We start from the raw sequence: 16,467 nt of genomic DNA, 5'->3' as shown, positions 1-16,467 counted from the left end.
TTTATTTCAACTCCAACTTATAACCGAGTCCGCGTACTGTCGTAATTTGAAAATCATCCGTTCGTTTTGAGAAACGATCTCGTAGTCGCTTCACATGAACGTCCACCGTTCGTTCATCCCCTTCAAAATCCATTCCCCATACTAGCTCAATTAACTCTTCTCTTGAAAATGTTCTTCCCGGATAACTAGCAATTTGTGATAACAATTCAAATTCCTTCAGCGGAAGTAAAATCGTTTGACCGTTACACTTCACCTCAAACCCTTTTCGGTCAATAGTCGTTCCGTGCAGCGTAATCATATCAGCACTCAACATTTGATAACGACGCAGCAATGCTTTCATACGGAAAATGACTTCAGCTGGCTCAAATGGTTTTACAATATAATCGTCTGTACCAGAAATGAATCCTTTTTCTTTATCAACTAACTGATCTTTCGCAGTTAATAAAATAACCGGTATATCATGATACTTCCGGATTTCTTCACATAACGTATAGCCATCAACAAATGGCATCATAATGTCTACTATCGCAAGATGAATATTTTCTTTCTCTAAAACGTCTTGCGCTACTTTTCCATCTTCCGCTTCGAAAACTTTAAACCCCTCTTTTTGTAAATGGTAATGTAACAACTCTCTAATATGCTTATCATCATCAGCTAATAAAATATGTATCATCTTCATTAAACCCTCTCTTGTTCATCCTTCTACATCCTTACCTTAAGAAACAATTGGATTTTTTGCAAGAAAAAGAAAAAGAATCTATTTTGAAAAAAGATTATTCAAAATAGATTCTTACGTTTTAGTTTTAAGATTATTTTAATGAAAAATAAGTTCTAAGCTTTAGAAATATCAACGAATCCTTCTCCGAACACATCACGAACATCGTGTATAGCGATGAACGCAGCCGGATCTGTAGTTTGAACAATCCGTTTTAGTTTTACTACTTCTTGCTTATTAATAACAACATAAAGAATTTCCTTCGGAGTTTTCGTGTAATAGCCATGACCTGAGTACACCGTAACCCCTCTGCCCATTAACGTAGTTACCTTCCCGGCAATTTCATTCGGGTTATCAGAAATAATCGTAATAGCCTTCTTCGGATTTAAACCTTCAATTACAAATTCCATCACTTTCGTTGCTACATATAGCATAATAATTGTTATCATCAGTTTTTCTGCACCAATGATGAAATAAGATGAAAACGCAACGATTAAATCGAAGAACAGTAGACCGTAGCTAATGCTCCATCCTAAATACTTATGCGTCATCCTTGCTAAGATGGTAGTACCTGCAGTTGTTCCGCCAACGCGAATAATAAGACCAATCCCGCATCCAATAAATATTCCTCCGAAAATGGCATTTACGAGCATTTCATCCGAAGCAATCGTCCACCCTTCTGTCAAATGAAGGAATAACGAGTTCGTAACTACAGCGATAATCGTATAAATTGTTGTGATCTTATTTAAAAATTTATAACCGGCTATTAACAAAATTGCATTTAAAATTAAGTTAACTAAGCCCGGTGACCATTCAAATAAATAGTACGTAATAATCGTGATACCTGTTACCCCACCCTCACCAAACTCGTTCGGGATAACAAACAAATTGACACCTAACGCAAAAAGAAATGCACCGATAATAATAAAAATAATGTCTGTCGTTCTTTTTTTCATACAGTACCTCACTTCTTATGTAAATATTTATTCTGTCATAAACTCTCACCATTATATCGTGGAATATTCAAATCGAACAGTGGTTTATTTTTATTTTAATATAGGATGATAAATCAACTTTATCCTATATCCACATGTCATAAAAAAAGGACAACAACTGTATTTATTATGTGCTGCAAATAAAGTTTTGATTTCACATGCAATTGACACTAAAAAAATGAATATCAATACTCACTCGCACTAACTTCGAATACAAAGCAAATAGGCGAAGCTATAGAATAGACTTCGCATTAAATATTTGATCACAGAGATTTATATGTCATTTTATCCCCGCCTATACCTCGGTATTGATTACTATCACTCATATCCTTTTAATTGGATTATACATATTGTCTCCCCGCACTTATTCATGTAAATCCGAAAAAAAGATTAATTCAAATGCTTTCTTATTGTTTATTTGATTATTTCACTTTTTCTTTTTTCTTCAAATAAAAAACTCCATTAAATTTGCATACTTAGTATGCAAATTCAGGAGTTTTTTCATATACCACTATTCGGGTTCACTTCATTACTCATTCAAAATTAGCACGAGGTTCCTCTAACCTCTTCTTACCTCTCCAATTAAATAAGCTTTCAGTCTTCGCTTGCTGCCCTGGCTTTACAAATAACATTGCCCCCATTGCAATAGCGGCCAAAATGGCAGCTACGATAAACATAGAAGGATAGCCATAGCTTACAACTAAATATCCAGTTAAAGTCGGGGCTAAAATTGTCGCGATATTAGCGATGAAATGCATAATTCCACTATATGTTCCTGCGTAAGCAGGAGCTGTATCGACAATAATTGCCCAAAATAATGAACTCGGTAAAAAAGCAAACGCATTTCCAAGCGACATAAGCGCTAATACAGCTACATAATTGTCCATCGCGGGAATGAAGCTAAAACAAACTGCTGTAAGGAATAAAGCAATTATTGGTAACCCTGTTCGAGCTAAACGAAGATTCCCTGTTTTACGTAAAATACGATCAGATAGCTTCGCCCCTAGCGGCAATGTGATACAGGCTCCAAGCCAAGGAATCATCCCAAGATACCAAAGGGAGGATAATTGAAAATGGAATACATCTTGCAAATATTTCGGTGTCCAAGTTAATATTAAAAAATTGATATATTGGAAACAAAAATATGCTATCGTAACCATAACGAATGTTGGAACTTTAAAAAAGGAATACCAAGGCTCTTTTTGAATTTCTTTCTCTGCTTTTACGGATTGAAGTACACCTTCTGTACTTCTTATTTCAGCTAGTTCTTCTTTTGTCACTCTTGGATGGTCCTCAGGCATATTCGTAAAAGTAAAATACCAAATAATCGCCCATACAATACCAATTGTACCAAGGATAAAAAACATGATTTTCCAACTAGTGAAAGATAGTAAGAAGACCGCTACAGGTGCCGTTAATACTGCCCCTAACGGAACACCAACAAAACCAAGGGATGTTAGAAACGCTCTTTCTTTCGGAGCCGCCCAGTTTGCTGCTGTCTTATTCGAAACCGCGAAAGATGGACCTTCTGTTAAGCCGAATAAAACGCGGAAGATAGCAAATCCTATTAAAGCAGACCCTCCAAAAACAACAATCCCTATTTCTCCAGCAAAAGCGGTCGCAATTTCAAAAATAGACCAAGCAGTTGCTGCTACGATCCATACAAATTTCGGTCCTTTTTTATCTGAAAAAATACCTCCTAATAAAGAACCAATCATGTAACCGTAACCAAAATACCCTAATATAGCTCCCCATTCCTTCGGGTCAAAGCCATATTCTTTTATAATGAAAGACTGCGCATAAGCGATGGCCCCTCGATCAATATAATTCACCATCGTAATAAACGTGAGCATTGTAAAGACATAATAACGAAATTTATTCTTCATCAAAATCCCCACTCCTCCTCATATTCTTTTGTTTTTCTCTCTAATCCTTTAATAAAATGACATGAACATTTCCAGGACCATGAACTCCAAAAGCTAATTCCATCTCAATATCACCTGTCCGGCTCGGTCCAGTGATAAAATTAATACAGGCAGGTAATCCATTCGGAACCTGTTCGTGAATGCTAGTTACTCCTTCTGTTAAACGTCTATAAATGGTATGTTCTGAGAGAATCGCTACATAAACTGCTGGCAAAACGCTAACTAAACGTCCGCGTCCACCGCCATTCCATAAAACAACGGTTCCAGTCTCAGCGAGTCCCATTTCGGCATATGTAATTCCCATATCTACTTGTGCTGCATAGTCCCGTAGTTCTCTTTCCCCTTCTTTACTTTTCCAAATTCGATGAGAAACGAAATTTCCTGTTAAATGCTTTTCTATTTCAAGTTCATGTAATCTATCATCATCCCAATACACCGCAGATTGAACATGAAATTTATGTACAACGTACTGAAGTGCACTCTCTATTTCTGAACGGTATATATGACTTACTTCTGTATGTAAAATATGTAAGTTTGCAATAAACTGCTCTACTAAACTTTCGTGATTTATCTCTTTAGGAAAGTGTCTGAGTGGATTGTTTTTCCACTTAGGAGGAGTGACCCCCGAGCGACGTTCTCGGTTTAATTTACGTGCGATATTGTTTAAAAAAGATTGTTGTACATCCGTATTCATATTATGAATCCCTCATTTCTTTTTTCCACCAATCACGGAATGATTGTTTCGCAGGTTTTGGAAAATCTCTACTTTCTGTCCACCCTTTTAATGGGCCGGGACCATTCGCAATATATCCATCTTTTGCAAATATAGATAAACCTGTGTGTGCCATTTTAATAGTTTTCTCATAAACGAACGGATGGCTCGCCATAAACGTGAAACCTTTAAAGGCCAGTTTCTCAAATTTCGTTATAAACCCTTGTTCCACCACATCTTTACGATGTTCAATGAGAAGGTCATGTAATGGAATTTTCACAGGGCAAACGTCTGTACACGCTCCGCACAAACTTGATGCAAAAGGTAGTTCTTTTAATTCTTCATACCCTTCTAATAAAGGCGCTAGTACTGCCCCAATTGGTCCGCTATACACACTTCCATAAGCATGGCCTCCAATATTACGATACACAGGACAAACATTTACACATGCTCCGCATCTTATACACTTTAATACTTCTTCATAAGCAGTTCCTAAAATATCAGAACGACCATTATCTAGAATAATTAAATGAAATTCTTCAGGTCCATCCATATCCTCAGATAAACGCGCGCCATTAATTCCAGTTACATAAGATGTAATCTTTTGGCCTGTCGCACTTCTTGTTAACATTGAAACGACTACATCAAGATCTTTCCATGTCGGAACAAGGCGCTCCATTCCCATAATAGCAATATGAACTTTTGGCAATGTCGTAGTAAGTCGAGCATTTCCTTCATTACTTATAAGAACAACTGATCCAGATTCCGCTACTGCAAAGTTACAACCAGAAATACCAATATCAGCTTCTAAAAACTCTTTACGCAATTGCTCCCTAGCAAATTGTAGTAGTTGATTCGTATCAACCGGTATCTTTCTTCCAGCTTCCTTAGAAAAAAGCTCTGCTACTTGTTCCTTTGTCTTATGAATAGCTGGAGCAATTAAATGCGATGGAGCTTCTCCAGCTAATTGAATAATATACTCTCCAAGATCAGACTCTACTACTTTTACTCCTATCTCTTCTAGTTTTTTATTAAGATGTATTTCTTCTGAAACCATGGACTTCGACTTAATTACTGATTTCGCTCCTTTTTTTCTTACGATTTCAGAAACATATGATACGGCATCTTCTGCTTTGAAAGCAAAATGAACATGCCCTCCATTTTTTCGAACATTAGTAGCTAATTGTTCCAAATAACTATCTAAATTTTCAATTGTATGCATCCGAATTTCAGATGCTGCCTCACGCCATTCTTCCATATTTCCTAATTCATGTGTAGCTTGTTCTCGTCCCATCCGAAGCCGATCTTGTGTAAACGGAACTGCGGTTCTCATCTGCGGATCGTGCAACGCTTTATCGACTCTTTTCAAAAAACTTTGTTTCCCCGCCACACTCATTTATTCAGCCCCTTCGCCAGTACTTCTGCTACATGTAACACTTGAATATTGTTATTTTTTCTGCGCAACCTTCCTCCAATATTCATAAGGCATCCCATATCTGCTCCAATTAAGAGATTGGCTTCTGTCGCCTCAATATGTTTTATTTTTTCATCAACCATCGTTTCAGAAATCGAGCTCATTTTTACTGCAAAAGTACCACCAAACCCGCAGCAATCTTGGCAATATGGTAATTCTTTTACGTCTAGACCTTCTACTTGCGATAATAACTTTAGGGGCTCGTCTTTTATCCCGAGCGCACGACTCATATGACAAGATTGATGGAAGACAGCTTTCTCAACCAACTTAGATTTCAAATCACTTTTTCCAAGTACATTTATTAAAAAATCCGTCAGCTCATACGTTCTATCCGCTAAATGAACCGCTTTTTCATACCATTCACTATCGTCTTTAAACATTTCTTTATAATAATGATAAACCATGCTGGCACAAGAACCTGAAGGCGTCACAATATATTCACTATGCTCAAATGCTTTTATCATTTGCTTTGCTGCTAGTTTTGCTTCTTCTTGATATCCGCTATTGTAAGCTGGTTGTCCGCAACAAGTCTGTCCTTCTGGGAAATCTAGTTCCACTCCACATTGCTTCATAATTTCTACGACACTTTTACCTACTTCAGGAAAAAACATATCTGATAAACAAGTAATAAACAACGAAACTTTCATAAAAACCCCCCTTAAAACGGTACGATCTATTTTCAAGTTATAATTCTACCGAATTAAATTTTAAATTTTAAATTTTTAGAATTTTCTATTTTTAAAACTTTTTGTTTATGATATCATGTGGGATATTATATGAAAACTATCTATAAGGTTGTTTTTGTATACAAAAACGGTATAGAAGGGACTTTGAAATGGATATAAGAAAACTTCGTTACTTTACTGTAATCGCCGAAGAAAAACAACTTACCCGCGCTGCCCAGCGGCTTCATATGGCACAGCCACCTTTAAGTAGACAACTATCACTACTGGAACAAGAATTATCAGTAAACTTATTTGAAAGAAACGGTCGAAATATGCATTTGACTGAAGAAGGTAAAATTTTATATACGAAAGCCAAAAACATTATTCAACAATTAGAAGAAACCATTACGGAAATTAAAGATACCGGTGAAGGGCTAAGGGGTAATCTATCTATTGGAGCATTCCATTCTTGCATTCCTTTTCTCTCTGAAAAAATCCGCTATTTTCAAGATAACTATCCACATGTGAACTTAAAAATATGGGAAGGTGGCCCTTTATACTTAATAGAGCAATTAGAAAGTCGGAATATTGAACTTGCTATTTTACGCGCGCCCTTTAATAAAGATGTTTTTTCTAGTATTAGTTTATCAAAGGAACCATTCGTATTAGTGATGCCTGCTAAATGGGAACTCTATCACTCACAGCTTCCAATCCCTCTAACCGAATTAAGTCATATTCCCCTCTTACTTTTACATAAAGATATAGAAAACAGTTATCATCAGCTCGTCATTGATGAATGCAAGCACCTTGGTATTCAATTAAACATAGCATGTGAATGTCCAGACTCCGCATTTATTCTTATGCTTATCATGACTGGAGTCGGCGCGTCTATCCTGCCAAAAAGTGCTGTATCTCATATCTCGCAAGAATTTATAAAAATAGTAGATGTAATGGATTTTCCTTATCAGTCCGAATCGTCGATTATATGGCTGAAAGATCGGACGCTCTCTAAAAGAGCACAACGATTTATAGAATGTACATGAATTCATTTTGGAGGTGTAGCGATGCATCTCTTCGCTTATGTGCATACGAGAATGGTGCATTAATCCTTTTAAACAGAAAAAAGCACCCATCAAATAATCATTTGATGGGTGCTGCATGTTACATTTGTTAATTATAGAATTCTAATTAAGACCAAATCCAAACATCATCATTATTTTCAACGTTGCTCTTTACCTCATAAACTTTTTCAATATTGTCCGTTGTGTTCCAGTTAATAGAACTTCCGCCCCAGCCCACATACTTCATATCAATTTTTACTTTCTCACCCGTATTAAATACTTGTCCCTTCGTTAAGAAAACATCAATAATGACTTTCTTACCGTTTAGTGATGGATACTCAACTACGACATATTTTGTAAAACCTTCTCCCCCCTCTTCCATCATTCCAACTTTTGATACTTCCCCAATTACATAATCAGGTGAGCCATCTTCTTTCATGTGCATGCCTAACTTGTTTGTTGTATTTTCAATTGCAGTTGCAACCATATATTCTGTAAAATTACGCATCATAGACCCAGTAGCTTTAACCTCATCTCCTACTTTCACATTTGAGAAAGTATCCATGTATACACTAACAGGCTCCTCATATTGCTTAGATTTTACGACAATTACACCGTTATCTACTTCTACCACTCGCCCTTCTAACGTCGAGAAATTCGATTCAATAGAAGCTGCACTCGCTTTTGTTACTTCTAATCCTGGTAAATTCGTTCCTGATAATGCTGCGATTCCTAAAGCACCTGCTAAAATTAATTTTTTCATACCCATTATGAAACATCTCCATTCATGATGATTTTATTTTTTTGATTGGATACGACCAACCTGTAACTATTATAGTTACAGGTTATACAAAATAGCAACCATCTTTCTTATGCAATGTTGCATACTGTACTTTTTAAATACAAAGCGTTTTTCCCTATATTCAATACTACTGCTAATTTCTTGCATAACAGCAGGTAAACGGATTGATGATGAAGAAACTAATGTCATGCATCATATTCTTTCAATGATACAGTTTGTATAATCGTAGTCTATTACATTATGTAGGAGCGGAGTTAACATGTTAATAAAACCAAAGAGGTTACAAGCAGGAGATGTTGTGGTGACAGTAAGCCCTTCATGGGGCGGTGCAGGTGATTCTGACATAAGATGGCGATATGAGCAAGGAGTTAAAAGATTAGAAGAAGTTTTCGGTCTTACCGTTATTCCAATGCCAAATAGTTTAAAAGGTAGCGAATACCTTTATAACAACCCAGAGGCTCGTGCGGAAGATTTAATGACAGCATTTCAAGATACGCGTGTAAAAGCAATTATCGCGAATATTGGCGGAGACGATAGCATTCGCTTACTTCCTTATATAGATTTTAATGTGATACGTGAAAATCCGAAAATTTTTATGGGATACTCTGACGTTACCGTTTCACACTTGTTTTGTCATAAAGCAGGAATTTCCTCTTTTTACGGTCCAGCCATTTTAACTGATTTTGCTGAAAATGTAGAGATGGATCCATATACAGTTGAAATGGTAAATCGAACTCTCTTTTCAAATGAAACAATTGGCGAAATTCAACCGGCCCATGAATGGACGAGTGAGCGTTTAGAATGGATTGAAATAAATAAGGATACAAGACGTACAATGCAGCGAAATAATGGATATGAGGTACTTCAAGGCTCTACTACCGTACAAGGACGCTTAATTGGTGGTTGTATAGAAGTACTAGAATTTGCAAAAGGAACGGAACTTTGGCCTGAGAAAAAACATTGGGAGAATAGTATCCTTTTCTTTGAAACTTCTGAAGATCATCCAGAACCAAGTTATATAAAGTATTGTTTACGAAATTACGCAGCGCAAGGCATTCTCCAAAAAGCAAAAGGGATCATTTTTGGTAAACCAAAAGACGAAATGTATTATGAAGAATATAAACATGAAATACTGCAAGTTATGAAGGAACACAATTTAGAAGATTTACCGATTCTTTATAATTTAAATTTTGGCCATACCGAGCCAAAGTTTATTTTACCTTACAGCGCGTTGGCAGAAATTGATTGTGAAAATGTATCTTTTTCTATTTTAGAGAGTGGCGTGGAATAAAGGGAAACTTTAATCAGTGGGGATTCCATTCACATCGCTATCAAGCTAACATTTTGAAGTTCTCCCAGAACGAAAATTTATTCTTTTCATAGGTATTCAAGGAAATTTAGTTTATTTTTTCGTTTTAGGGAACAATTAATTTCTTAAGTTGATAGCGATGGGGTATTGGTAACATAAATGTTCATGCTAGTTAATCGTTTACTTTTTTTCTGAGTACGTAATACCCTTTTTACTTTCTGTATACACTTCTTTTTTCTTATGTTCTCGAAGTTGTTTTTCAGTTAATTGATATATAATAACTCGTGTGAATAGTTTTTTATCCATTCCAATATAAGCATCTGTTATTTCATATACCTATCCTGGTTTTAAAGTATTCATAATGTGTTCTAAATCCACTTTAATATAATGAGGTTGTTTTTTTATAGATATTTTTTGTTGTTTAATACATAACAGATTTTAACTTTCCAGAAGACTTCACCCAGTTCTTATGATTTCAGGTGATTTGCTCTCTATAATCATGAACGAACTCTTCCATGGTAATTGGTTTTTTGCCTAGTAACTCTTTTGGCTAGCCCTAATTTAGAGGTAAAAAACACGTTATGTGCTATAAGGTGTTTTTTTCAGCTTTTTAAATTCTTCTATTTTAACTGTAAAATGTGGCTTGGATTTCATTTTACTTCGATTCTTTTATTCTTCGCCTCGGGTGTAAAGTGTATCATAACCCTTTTAAATTAATAAGAATTATTTCCCTACACATTGAGATTACAAGTTGTGTAAGGAAGCTTTTCTTTTTTCCATGCAAGAAATCCTCCCTTTAAATTAATTACTTCTTTTATATCAGCTTTTTGTAAAATACTAGCTGCTATCGCGGAACGTAATCCGGTTCGACATTGTAAAACTATTGGGAAATCTTTCGGTATATAATCTATCTGTTCAAATAGATTACCTAAAGGGATATGTATCGCATCATGAAGATGTCCTTCCTCCCACTCTTTTTTACTACGCACGTCGATTACCTTAACACTCCCACCTTTTATATGTGGATATAATTCGATCGATGTGTCTTCTTTATAACTTTCTAATCTATTCAATCTTTGTATTACCTTTAAAGGTACAAAAGCGATAATATTATCTAGCCCAATAGATTCAAAGTCTCTAATAACCTCCTCCACTCTAACCTTTTCCTCATCTAGTATAATTAAAGTTTCTGTTTTATAATCTAGTAACCATCCACACCAAGTTGTAAAAGAATTGTTATAAGGTATGTTAATTGATTTCTCAATGTGACCAGAAGCAAAACTCTCTACATCCCTTATATCAACTATTTGCTGAACGCTCCTCATAACTTCTTGAAGTTTTTCTACTGTATTAATAGCAGTAACTTCTCTTTTTTTACGAATTGGTGGACCGTACTTATTTAAATTCTTCATTAATGAAAAATACTTTGGAGGCTCTGGCTGTCCCGTCAATAAAGTCGATACAAAATCACCTTGTTCATTACACTGAAATGCCCAATTGAACATCTTTTCATAACCTAATGTAGAAGTTGGAATTGCTCCTAATGCTTTTCCACATGCACTTCCTGCACCATGTGATGGCCATATTTGCAAATAATCAGGGAGTATTTTTATTTTTTGTATAGAATCAAATAATTGTTTCGCTCCAATTTTTGCAGTATCTTTCATACCTACAGCAGTTTCTAATAAATCCGGTCTTCCTATATCCCCTACAAATATAAAATCACCTGTGAATATTCCTATTGGCTTATCATTCGTATGGTTATTTTGACTTGTATCAGTTACTAAAAAAGATATGCTTTCAGGCGTATGCCCTGGTGTGTGAATTACATTAAATTTTATATGACCTACTTTAAACTCTGTGCCTTCTCTAACCAAATTATATCGACCTTCATTAAGATATTGATATTTCCAATCACAATCTCCTTCATCAGATACATATAAATTTGCATGATAAAGATTAGAAAGTTCCCTAGACCCAGAAAGAAAATCTGCATGCATGTGAGTTTCAGCCGCAGCAATTACTTCCATTCCCTCTTTCTTAGCAAAGTCTATATATTGTTCTATATAGCGACCTGGATCAATTACAATTGCTACGCCTTCCTTCTGACAACCAACTAAATACGAAGCATGTGCTAATTTTTCATCATAAAAATATTTTAAAAGCATAGTTATTCCCTCCAAATAGTTAATTCAAAATGCTTTTCAATTTTTATAACTGCTTTCTCTCTTCCCTTATAGGATTCCTTTTAACATAAAGTTCCAATACATATAGGGCAACATATATCTTTTAAGTAAAAACATACTGTACCGTTCTTTCGCTTGATTGAACGGAAATGTTTCTTGAGGCTCATGTTCGTAGTTGAATTCAGCAAGTATAAGACTTTTATATCCTGTAATAATCGGACAAGATGTATACCCATCATATTTAGCCTGCAAATCTCTTCCGTTTAGTACGTCCATAATATTTTGTTTTAAGATCGGTATTTGTTTTCGAATTGCCGCTCCAGTTTTAGAGGTGGGTAAATTAGTACAATCTCCAAGTCCGAAAATATTCTTATACTTTACATGTTGCAAAGTATAAGGACTTATATCTACCCAACCCTGATGATCACTTATCTCGCTCTCTTTAAGAAAATTAGGTGGCCCCATAGGTGGAACAACATGGATCATACTATACGGTACTGTTTCTCTTTTCAGTGTTTGCGTATCTTCAAAAATTGCCTCTTTCTTCTCCGCGATAATTTCTACTAAGTTGTTATTATAATTTGTTTTTATTTGCTTTCTTTCTAGTACTTGTTCTAATGTATTAGCATAACGTGGAACCTGAAATATGTTAGCGTTCGCAGTATAAAACATTACTTCACTTTTGTTTCTTACACCGCTATTAGAAAAATACTCTTCTGCTAAATACATAATCTTTTGTGGAGCACCGCCGCATTTAATAGGAGTATTGGGGTGGGTAAAAATCGCATTTCCTCCTTTAAATTTTTCAATTTCTCTCCAAGTAGAATCAACATATTTATAAGAGTAATTGCTACAAACCCCATTAGTCCCAATAGACTCCTTCAAGCCTTTAATACCGTCCCAATTTATTTGTATACCGGCTGCTACAATAAGAATTTCATATTTAAGCAGCCGTCCATCGTCTAAAAGTAGCTTATTTTCATCCGGAAACAACTTAACAACACTTTTAGGAATCCAAGTTGCCCCTTTTGGAATAAGCAATTCTTGATCACGCATCGTACTTTCCTTTGAAATAATTCCTCCCCCCACTAAACTCCATAGTGGTTGGAAATAATGTTTTTTTGATGGATCAATAATTGCTATACTTTCTTTCAATAGGGGGACATTTCGTAACAAATGTGCAGTAGAAGATATTCCTGCAGTCCCAGCACCAATTACAATAATTTTATAACTATCTCTGGTCTTCATTATCCTCTTCCCATCTAAATTTGATTTTTAAAATAACTAATTCATAACCTTATTTTCATTGTAGTAACATTATTATAAGTTAAAAACACCATAAATTTATCTGACTCAAATGAAAATTCTGTTAATTTTACCATCAATTTTACTTTATGCGTAAATCCCCTATGCTACTTCCATCTTTTATATTTTTCAATACTAGTCTTTATCCAATCTTACTTTTATGCCAGTTTCTCTCTACTCTCAAAGCTATCTTTATCTCCTTTTTCCAAGAAAGTGCTTCTTCTAGGCCGTCTACACCATTCACTTCATAGCTTATTTTCCAAACTCTAATCGTTCCAGAATTAACAGAAAACTTTACCGTAATGTCAACTAATAAAATAAGCTCCATTCATCCAAAAAACACCCCTGATTTCCATTATTCATAGGAAATCAGGGGTGTTTATCGGTATATAAACCTTTAAAATTATTAATAAGTCTTCTATTAAAATATAAATGGTTAAACAGATGAAAAAACTTCGACTGTTATATTATCCCTTATTTCTTAAATACAGGTGCTATTTTATCAATGCGATTTGTCCAAATTCCACCTGTATAATCTTCAGGAAGGCGTTTTATATCTTCAGATGAGTCAAATCCACTTGAAAACCCAAACCCATTTCCTCCTACAATGATAACTCGAGTATCTGCTTTATCCATTCGATTAAGAAAACGATTTGGCCATCCCCAAAGCCAAGGAGCTACTTTGTCTGGTATATGTAATTCTCCATGCTTCAGGCTTGAAGGTATGTAGCCAGTCCATCCTAATGCCATATAAGTAATAAGATCTTTTTTCATGGTCGCTTTTGACATTGTTCTTAAACTAGGGATGCGCTCTTTTATCACAGCAATTGGTTTATCGCCACCATATACAGTTAGTTGATCAAGGCGTTTCGCTGGTAATTTCTTAAGGTGAGTAGCCAATTGGATTCCTTCATTTTCATCATCGCTTTTAATATGAATAAGAAAAGAACGATCTGGAAAATGGGTAAGTACTTCATCAAGTGTTGGCATAAGATTAATCCCTTTGCCACGAAATGGGAATGTTTTACCCCCATCAGCTGTATAACCGTAACCAATATCAAGTGCTTGTAATTCTTTTGTTGTAAAATCTCTTGTAACACCTTTACCATTAGTACGGCAATCAAGAGTCCAATCATGAAAAATAACAAAATTATTATCTTTAGTTGGTTGAACATCAAACTCTACTAGATCAGCTCCAGCTTTAAATGCAGCTTCCATAGATGGAATTGTATTTTCTAAATAAGAGTGTTCAGGTTTATTTATACGTTCTGCTGTACATGTATCACTCTCAATCTCTTCCATGCTAAATGTTTGCGAAAGTCCTCGGTGAGCAAGAAGAAGAGGAGTTCCATCGTCCCTCTTAGCAAAAAAAGAACTGTTATTTACATAAACAAATACGAATAGGATAAGAATTACCCAAGTCGTTTTACGTTTCAGTAACTTTTTTAGTTTATTCATTGTATGCTCCTCTTAAATATTGGTTGAAATACTTTAAACAATTTTCGACATTTAAATACTGGTAAATATTACAGCCTATCTTATTTTTTCGCAATGGATATAATTGTTAATTAAAGGCTGGTACTTTGATATTAAACGGGAGCAATAGAAATCAATTCAATAACCACTCAACCTTCAGTAAGAATAGTTTTGAAAGATTTCTATGAAAATTTAATATAAATGGGTATATGTAATTTCCTCTTATTTAAGAATCAATTTGCTATATGTATATTAATCACTTTATTGAAGGATTAAAGGCCGTCTAAATAAAACTGGATAATAAATTAACATCATACCTATAAATGAGCAAACTAAATAAAAAATAGCCTCGTATTTTATTACTAGAGAAATATTATTATCAATCTTTTTTTCATCTCTTATATATATCATTTTGAATAATACTCTATATAATAAATACCCAATAATTGCTCCCAGGGTGTTCATAGATAAATCATCAATATCTGTAATTCTATTATCTAGCAATTGACCTAACTCAATAGCCAATGAAAAACCGAATCCAGCATAGGCAGTACTTTTTATTGTTCTAAACTGCGGCCAAATAGTCGGCAATAAAAAACCTAATGGTATAAACAGTAAAATGTTTAAGACATAAGTAGTCATACCTTCAGAAGCAAATGGAATCAAGTTAATTTGATTTGCACGAATTAATGTTTCGTATCTACCTATGTCCCATATAGTTCCTATCTGTGTCACCCTATACACTAGTGAAAGATAGAATAGAAAAACGTGCACCCATAGAAAATGCTGAATAGATATATTTTTTTTCATTTTAAAATAAAATCCAATTTGAAACACTATACAAAAAATAATAGTGAAAAAATAAGTATATAAATAATTAATCAAAACTCCTGAATGCATTTAAAATCTCCTAACTTTACATTTTAATCTATAACTTTGTCATTTTAGAATATAATTCAAGAACAGGTAGTCACAATTACCCCATCTATATTATTTCCATATATTCCATAAAATTCATTATCTAGTATTTCAACTTAAATTGTCTTATTTTGAAAAAAGGGATAATATGAAATCATATATTTTTCCCCATCAATACTTGCTGAAATGCTCTCTCCTTCTTTTAAATAATCCAGGTATTCTTCCAAGGCTAAATTCATTTTTTGCATAATCGTACTGTGAGGCAAACCGACATAGCGAATATGCCAAGGTTCATATTGAATTCCTGTAACATCCGTTTTATCCGAGGGATAAAGTAAGATAAAGCCGTATTTCCAAGCATTTTTTCTATCCACTTCCCTTCAGATGATCGGTCCATTTTCGTTAAGCCTAATCCTACATCAAGTGATAAACCTGAATTATGTTCACTATAACCGGCTGGTAAGGCATAATCAGCCCCCACCTCATGGTAAAGTCCACTTTGTTCATCAAAGTCACGATAACCACTATTAATAAAAAATTGATTAATACCTTCCTTTACAGCATTATTAATCATCTCTGAAAAATTTTTTGCTATTTCTTTTGATAGATAAATATTCTTATTAAGCAACCCGTATCCATTTATCGACTCATTATGTCTAGATAAATTTACGATATCCGATTTCACACTCTCTTGGCGAATAGGATATTTACTGTTAATTAAAAGCAGATTCCCTTGATAGATCTGTTCTTTTACAATCTCTTTCTTTTGGATAATTGAGGTAGCCCCTGTATTATCTATGTTATCTTTGTGATTTTGATCATATTTTTGAACCTCTACTTTATTCTGAAAAAATAGTGCTTTATTTATGAAGGCAAAACCTAAGCAAAATAACAATAACAACACCACTTCTTCATTTTCAGCTT

At 34.6% G+C, this 16,467-nt stretch carries 14 protein-coding genes and 2 pseudogenes; 2 read left to right on the top strand and 14 right to left on the bottom strand.

Annotated elements, in window-relative coordinates; translation table 11 throughout:
* Window position 1: 1 nt before the first annotated feature.
* The 6 genes from ACUXEY_RS02380 to ACUXEY_RS02355 form a co-directional block, all read right to left on the bottom strand.
* Entirely contained in the window at window positions 2-679 is a 678-nt protein-coding gene (locus ACUXEY_RS02380; RefSeq protein WP_429602528.1) for a response regulator transcription factor, read from the bottom strand.
* Window positions 680-831: 152 nt separating this feature from the next.
* A complete protein-coding gene (locus ACUXEY_RS02375; RefSeq protein WP_000747488.1) occupies window positions 832-1,671 on the bottom strand; it encodes a YitT family protein in 840 nt (279 codons plus the stop codon).
* A 572-nt stretch (window positions 1,672-2,243) separates the two neighbouring features.
* The gene (locus tag ACUXEY_RS02370; protein WP_461300042.1) at window positions 2,244-3,596 is read right to left on the bottom strand and encodes an MFS transporter; all 1,353 of its coding nucleotides are present in this window, start codon (window positions 3,594-3,596) and stop codon (window positions 2,244-2,246) included.
* A gap of 40 nt (window positions 3,597-3,636) precedes the next feature.
* Window positions 3,637-4,329 carry a LutC/YkgG family protein gene (locus ACUXEY_RS02365; protein WP_461299990.1) on the bottom strand — a complete coding sequence of 231 codons (693 nt, stop codon included), beginning with the start codon at window positions 4,327-4,329 and terminating at the stop codon, window positions 3,637-3,639.
* Between the two features lies 1 nt (window position 4,330).
* A complete protein-coding gene (locus tag ACUXEY_RS02360) occupies window positions 4,331-5,743 on the bottom strand; it encodes a LutB/LldF family L-lactate oxidation iron-sulfur protein (RefSeq protein WP_461299989.1) in 1,413 nt (470 codons plus the stop codon).
* Complete coding sequence (locus ACUXEY_RS02355; protein WP_429602531.1) at window positions 5,740-6,468, bottom strand: (Fe-S)-binding protein; 729 nt, start codon at window positions 6,466-6,468, stop codon at window positions 5,740-5,742. The genes ACUXEY_RS02360 and ACUXEY_RS02355 overlap by 4 nt, the downstream gene beginning before the upstream one ends.
* Window positions 6,469-6,656: 188 nt before the next feature.
* On the opposite strand from ACUXEY_RS02355, the gene ACUXEY_RS02350 reads away from it, so the two are divergent.
* Window positions 6,657-7,529 (top strand): LysR family transcriptional regulator, encoded by an 873-nt coding sequence (locus ACUXEY_RS02350; protein WP_461299988.1) that lies wholly within the window; start codon window positions 6,657-6,659, stop codon window positions 7,527-7,529.
* Window positions 7,530-7,674: 145 nt separating this feature from the next.
* Here the strand turns inward: ACUXEY_RS02350 and ACUXEY_RS02345 are convergent, their stop codons facing one another.
* Window positions 7,675-8,316 carry an ATP F0F1 synthase subunit alpha gene (locus ACUXEY_RS02345; protein ID WP_087984211.1) on the bottom strand — a complete coding sequence of 214 codons (642 nt, stop codon included), beginning with the start codon at window positions 8,314-8,316 and terminating at the stop codon, window positions 7,675-7,677.
* Between the two features lie 292 nt (window positions 8,317-8,608).
* Here ACUXEY_RS02345 and ACUXEY_RS02340 point away from each other — a divergent pair, with 292 nt between their 5' ends.
* Window positions 8,609-9,640 (top strand): S66 family peptidase, encoded by a 1,032-nt coding sequence (locus ACUXEY_RS02340; protein WP_461299987.1) that lies wholly within the window; start codon window positions 8,609-8,611, stop codon window positions 9,638-9,640.
* Between the two features lie 158 nt (window positions 9,641-9,798).
* Here ACUXEY_RS02340 and ACUXEY_RS02335 read toward each other — a convergent pair.
* The 7 genes and pseudogenes from ACUXEY_RS02335 to vanY form a co-directional block, all read right to left on the bottom strand.
* Window positions 9,799-10,066, bottom strand: a pseudogene (locus ACUXEY_RS02335) (IS4 family transposase); the annotation flags it as partial.
* Between the two features lie 323 nt (window positions 10,067-10,389).
* Entirely contained in the window at window positions 10,390-11,826 is a 1,437-nt protein-coding gene (locus ACUXEY_RS02330) for an MBL fold metallo-hydrolase (protein WP_461299986.1), read from the bottom strand.
* A gap of 66 nt (window positions 11,827-11,892) precedes the next feature.
* A complete protein-coding gene (locus tag ACUXEY_RS02325) occupies window positions 11,893-13,092 on the bottom strand; it encodes an NAD(P)/FAD-dependent oxidoreductase (protein ID WP_461299985.1) in 1,200 nt (399 codons plus the stop codon).
* 199 nt (window positions 13,093-13,291) lie between these two features.
* Complete coding sequence (locus tag ACUXEY_RS02320; protein ID WP_461299984.1) at window positions 13,292-13,477, bottom strand: helix-turn-helix domain-containing protein; 186 nt, start codon at window positions 13,475-13,477, stop codon at window positions 13,292-13,294.
* Window positions 13,478-13,623: 146 nt separating this feature from the next.
* Window positions 13,624-14,607, bottom strand: coding sequence for a glycerophosphodiester phosphodiesterase family protein (locus ACUXEY_RS02315; RefSeq protein WP_461299983.1), 984 nt, complete (start codon window positions 14,605-14,607; stop codon window positions 13,624-13,626).
* 279 nt (window positions 14,608-14,886) lie between these two features.
* The gene (locus ACUXEY_RS02310; RefSeq protein WP_461299982.1) at window positions 14,887-15,525 is read right to left on the bottom strand and encodes a VanZ family protein; all 639 of its coding nucleotides are present in this window, start codon (window positions 15,523-15,525) and stop codon (window positions 14,887-14,889) included.
* Window positions 15,526-15,581: 56 nt separating this feature from the next.
* A pseudogene (gene vanY, locus ACUXEY_RS02305) lies at window positions 15,582-16,450 on the bottom strand (VanY-A/VanY-F/VanY-M family D-Ala-D-Ala carboxypeptidase).
* Between the last annotated feature and the right edge of the window lie 17 nt (window positions 16,451-16,467).

This window comes from Bacillus sp. F9_6S_D1_P_5 (assembly GCF_054823925.1).
This window is presented reverse-complemented; position numbering and strand designations above follow the sequence as displayed.

Bases quoted from the DNA above. Each gene is read 5' to 3' on its own strand.
- ACUXEY_RS02380 (WP_429602528.1), bottom strand. From the start codon at position 679: ATGAAGATGATACATATTTTATTAGCTGATGATGATAAGCATATTAGA.
- ACUXEY_RS02375 (WP_000747488.1), bottom strand. From the start codon at position 1,671: ATGAAAAAAAGAACGACAGACATTATTTTTATTATTATCGGTGCATTT.
- ACUXEY_RS02370 (WP_461300042.1), bottom strand. From the start codon at position 3,596: ATGAAGAATAAATTTCGTTATTATGTCTTTACAATGCTCACGTTTATT.
- ACUXEY_RS02365 (WP_461299990.1), bottom strand. From the start codon at position 4,329: ATGAATACGGATGTACAACAATCTTTTTTAAACAATATCGCACGTAAA.
- ACUXEY_RS02360 (WP_461299989.1), bottom strand. From the start codon at position 5,743: ATGAGTGTGGCGGGGAAACAAAGTTTTTTGAAAAGAGTCGATAAAGCG.
- ACUXEY_RS02355 (WP_429602531.1), bottom strand. From the start codon at position 6,468: ATGAAAGTTTCGTTGTTTATTACTTGTTTATCAGATATGTTTTTTCCT.
- ACUXEY_RS02350 (WP_461299988.1), top strand. From the start codon at position 6,657: ATGGATATAAGAAAACTTCGTTACTTTACTGTAATCGCCGAAGAAAAA.
- ACUXEY_RS02345 (WP_087984211.1), bottom strand. From the start codon at position 8,316: ATGGGTATGAAAAAATTAATTTTAGCAGGTGCTTTAGGAATCGCAGCA.
- ACUXEY_RS02340 (WP_461299987.1), top strand. From the start codon at position 8,609: ATGTTAATAAAACCAAAGAGGTTACAAGCAGGAGATGTTGTGGTGACA.
- ACUXEY_RS02330 (WP_461299986.1), bottom strand. From the start codon at position 11,826: ATGCTTTTAAAATATTTTTATGATGAAAAATTAGCACATGCTTCGTAT.
- ACUXEY_RS02325 (WP_461299985.1), bottom strand. From the start codon at position 13,092: ATGAAGACCAGAGATAGTTATAAAATTATTGTAATTGGTGCTGGGACT.
- ACUXEY_RS02320 (WP_461299984.1), bottom strand. From the start codon at position 13,477: ATGGAGCTTATTTTATTAGTTGACATTACGGTAAAGTTTTCTGTTAAT.
- ACUXEY_RS02315 (WP_461299983.1), bottom strand. From the start codon at position 14,607: ATGAATAAACTAAAAAAGTTACTGAAACGTAAAACGACTTGGGTAATT.
- ACUXEY_RS02310 (WP_461299982.1), bottom strand. From the start codon at position 15,525: ATGCATTCAGGAGTTTTGATTAATTATTTATATACTTATTTTTTCACT.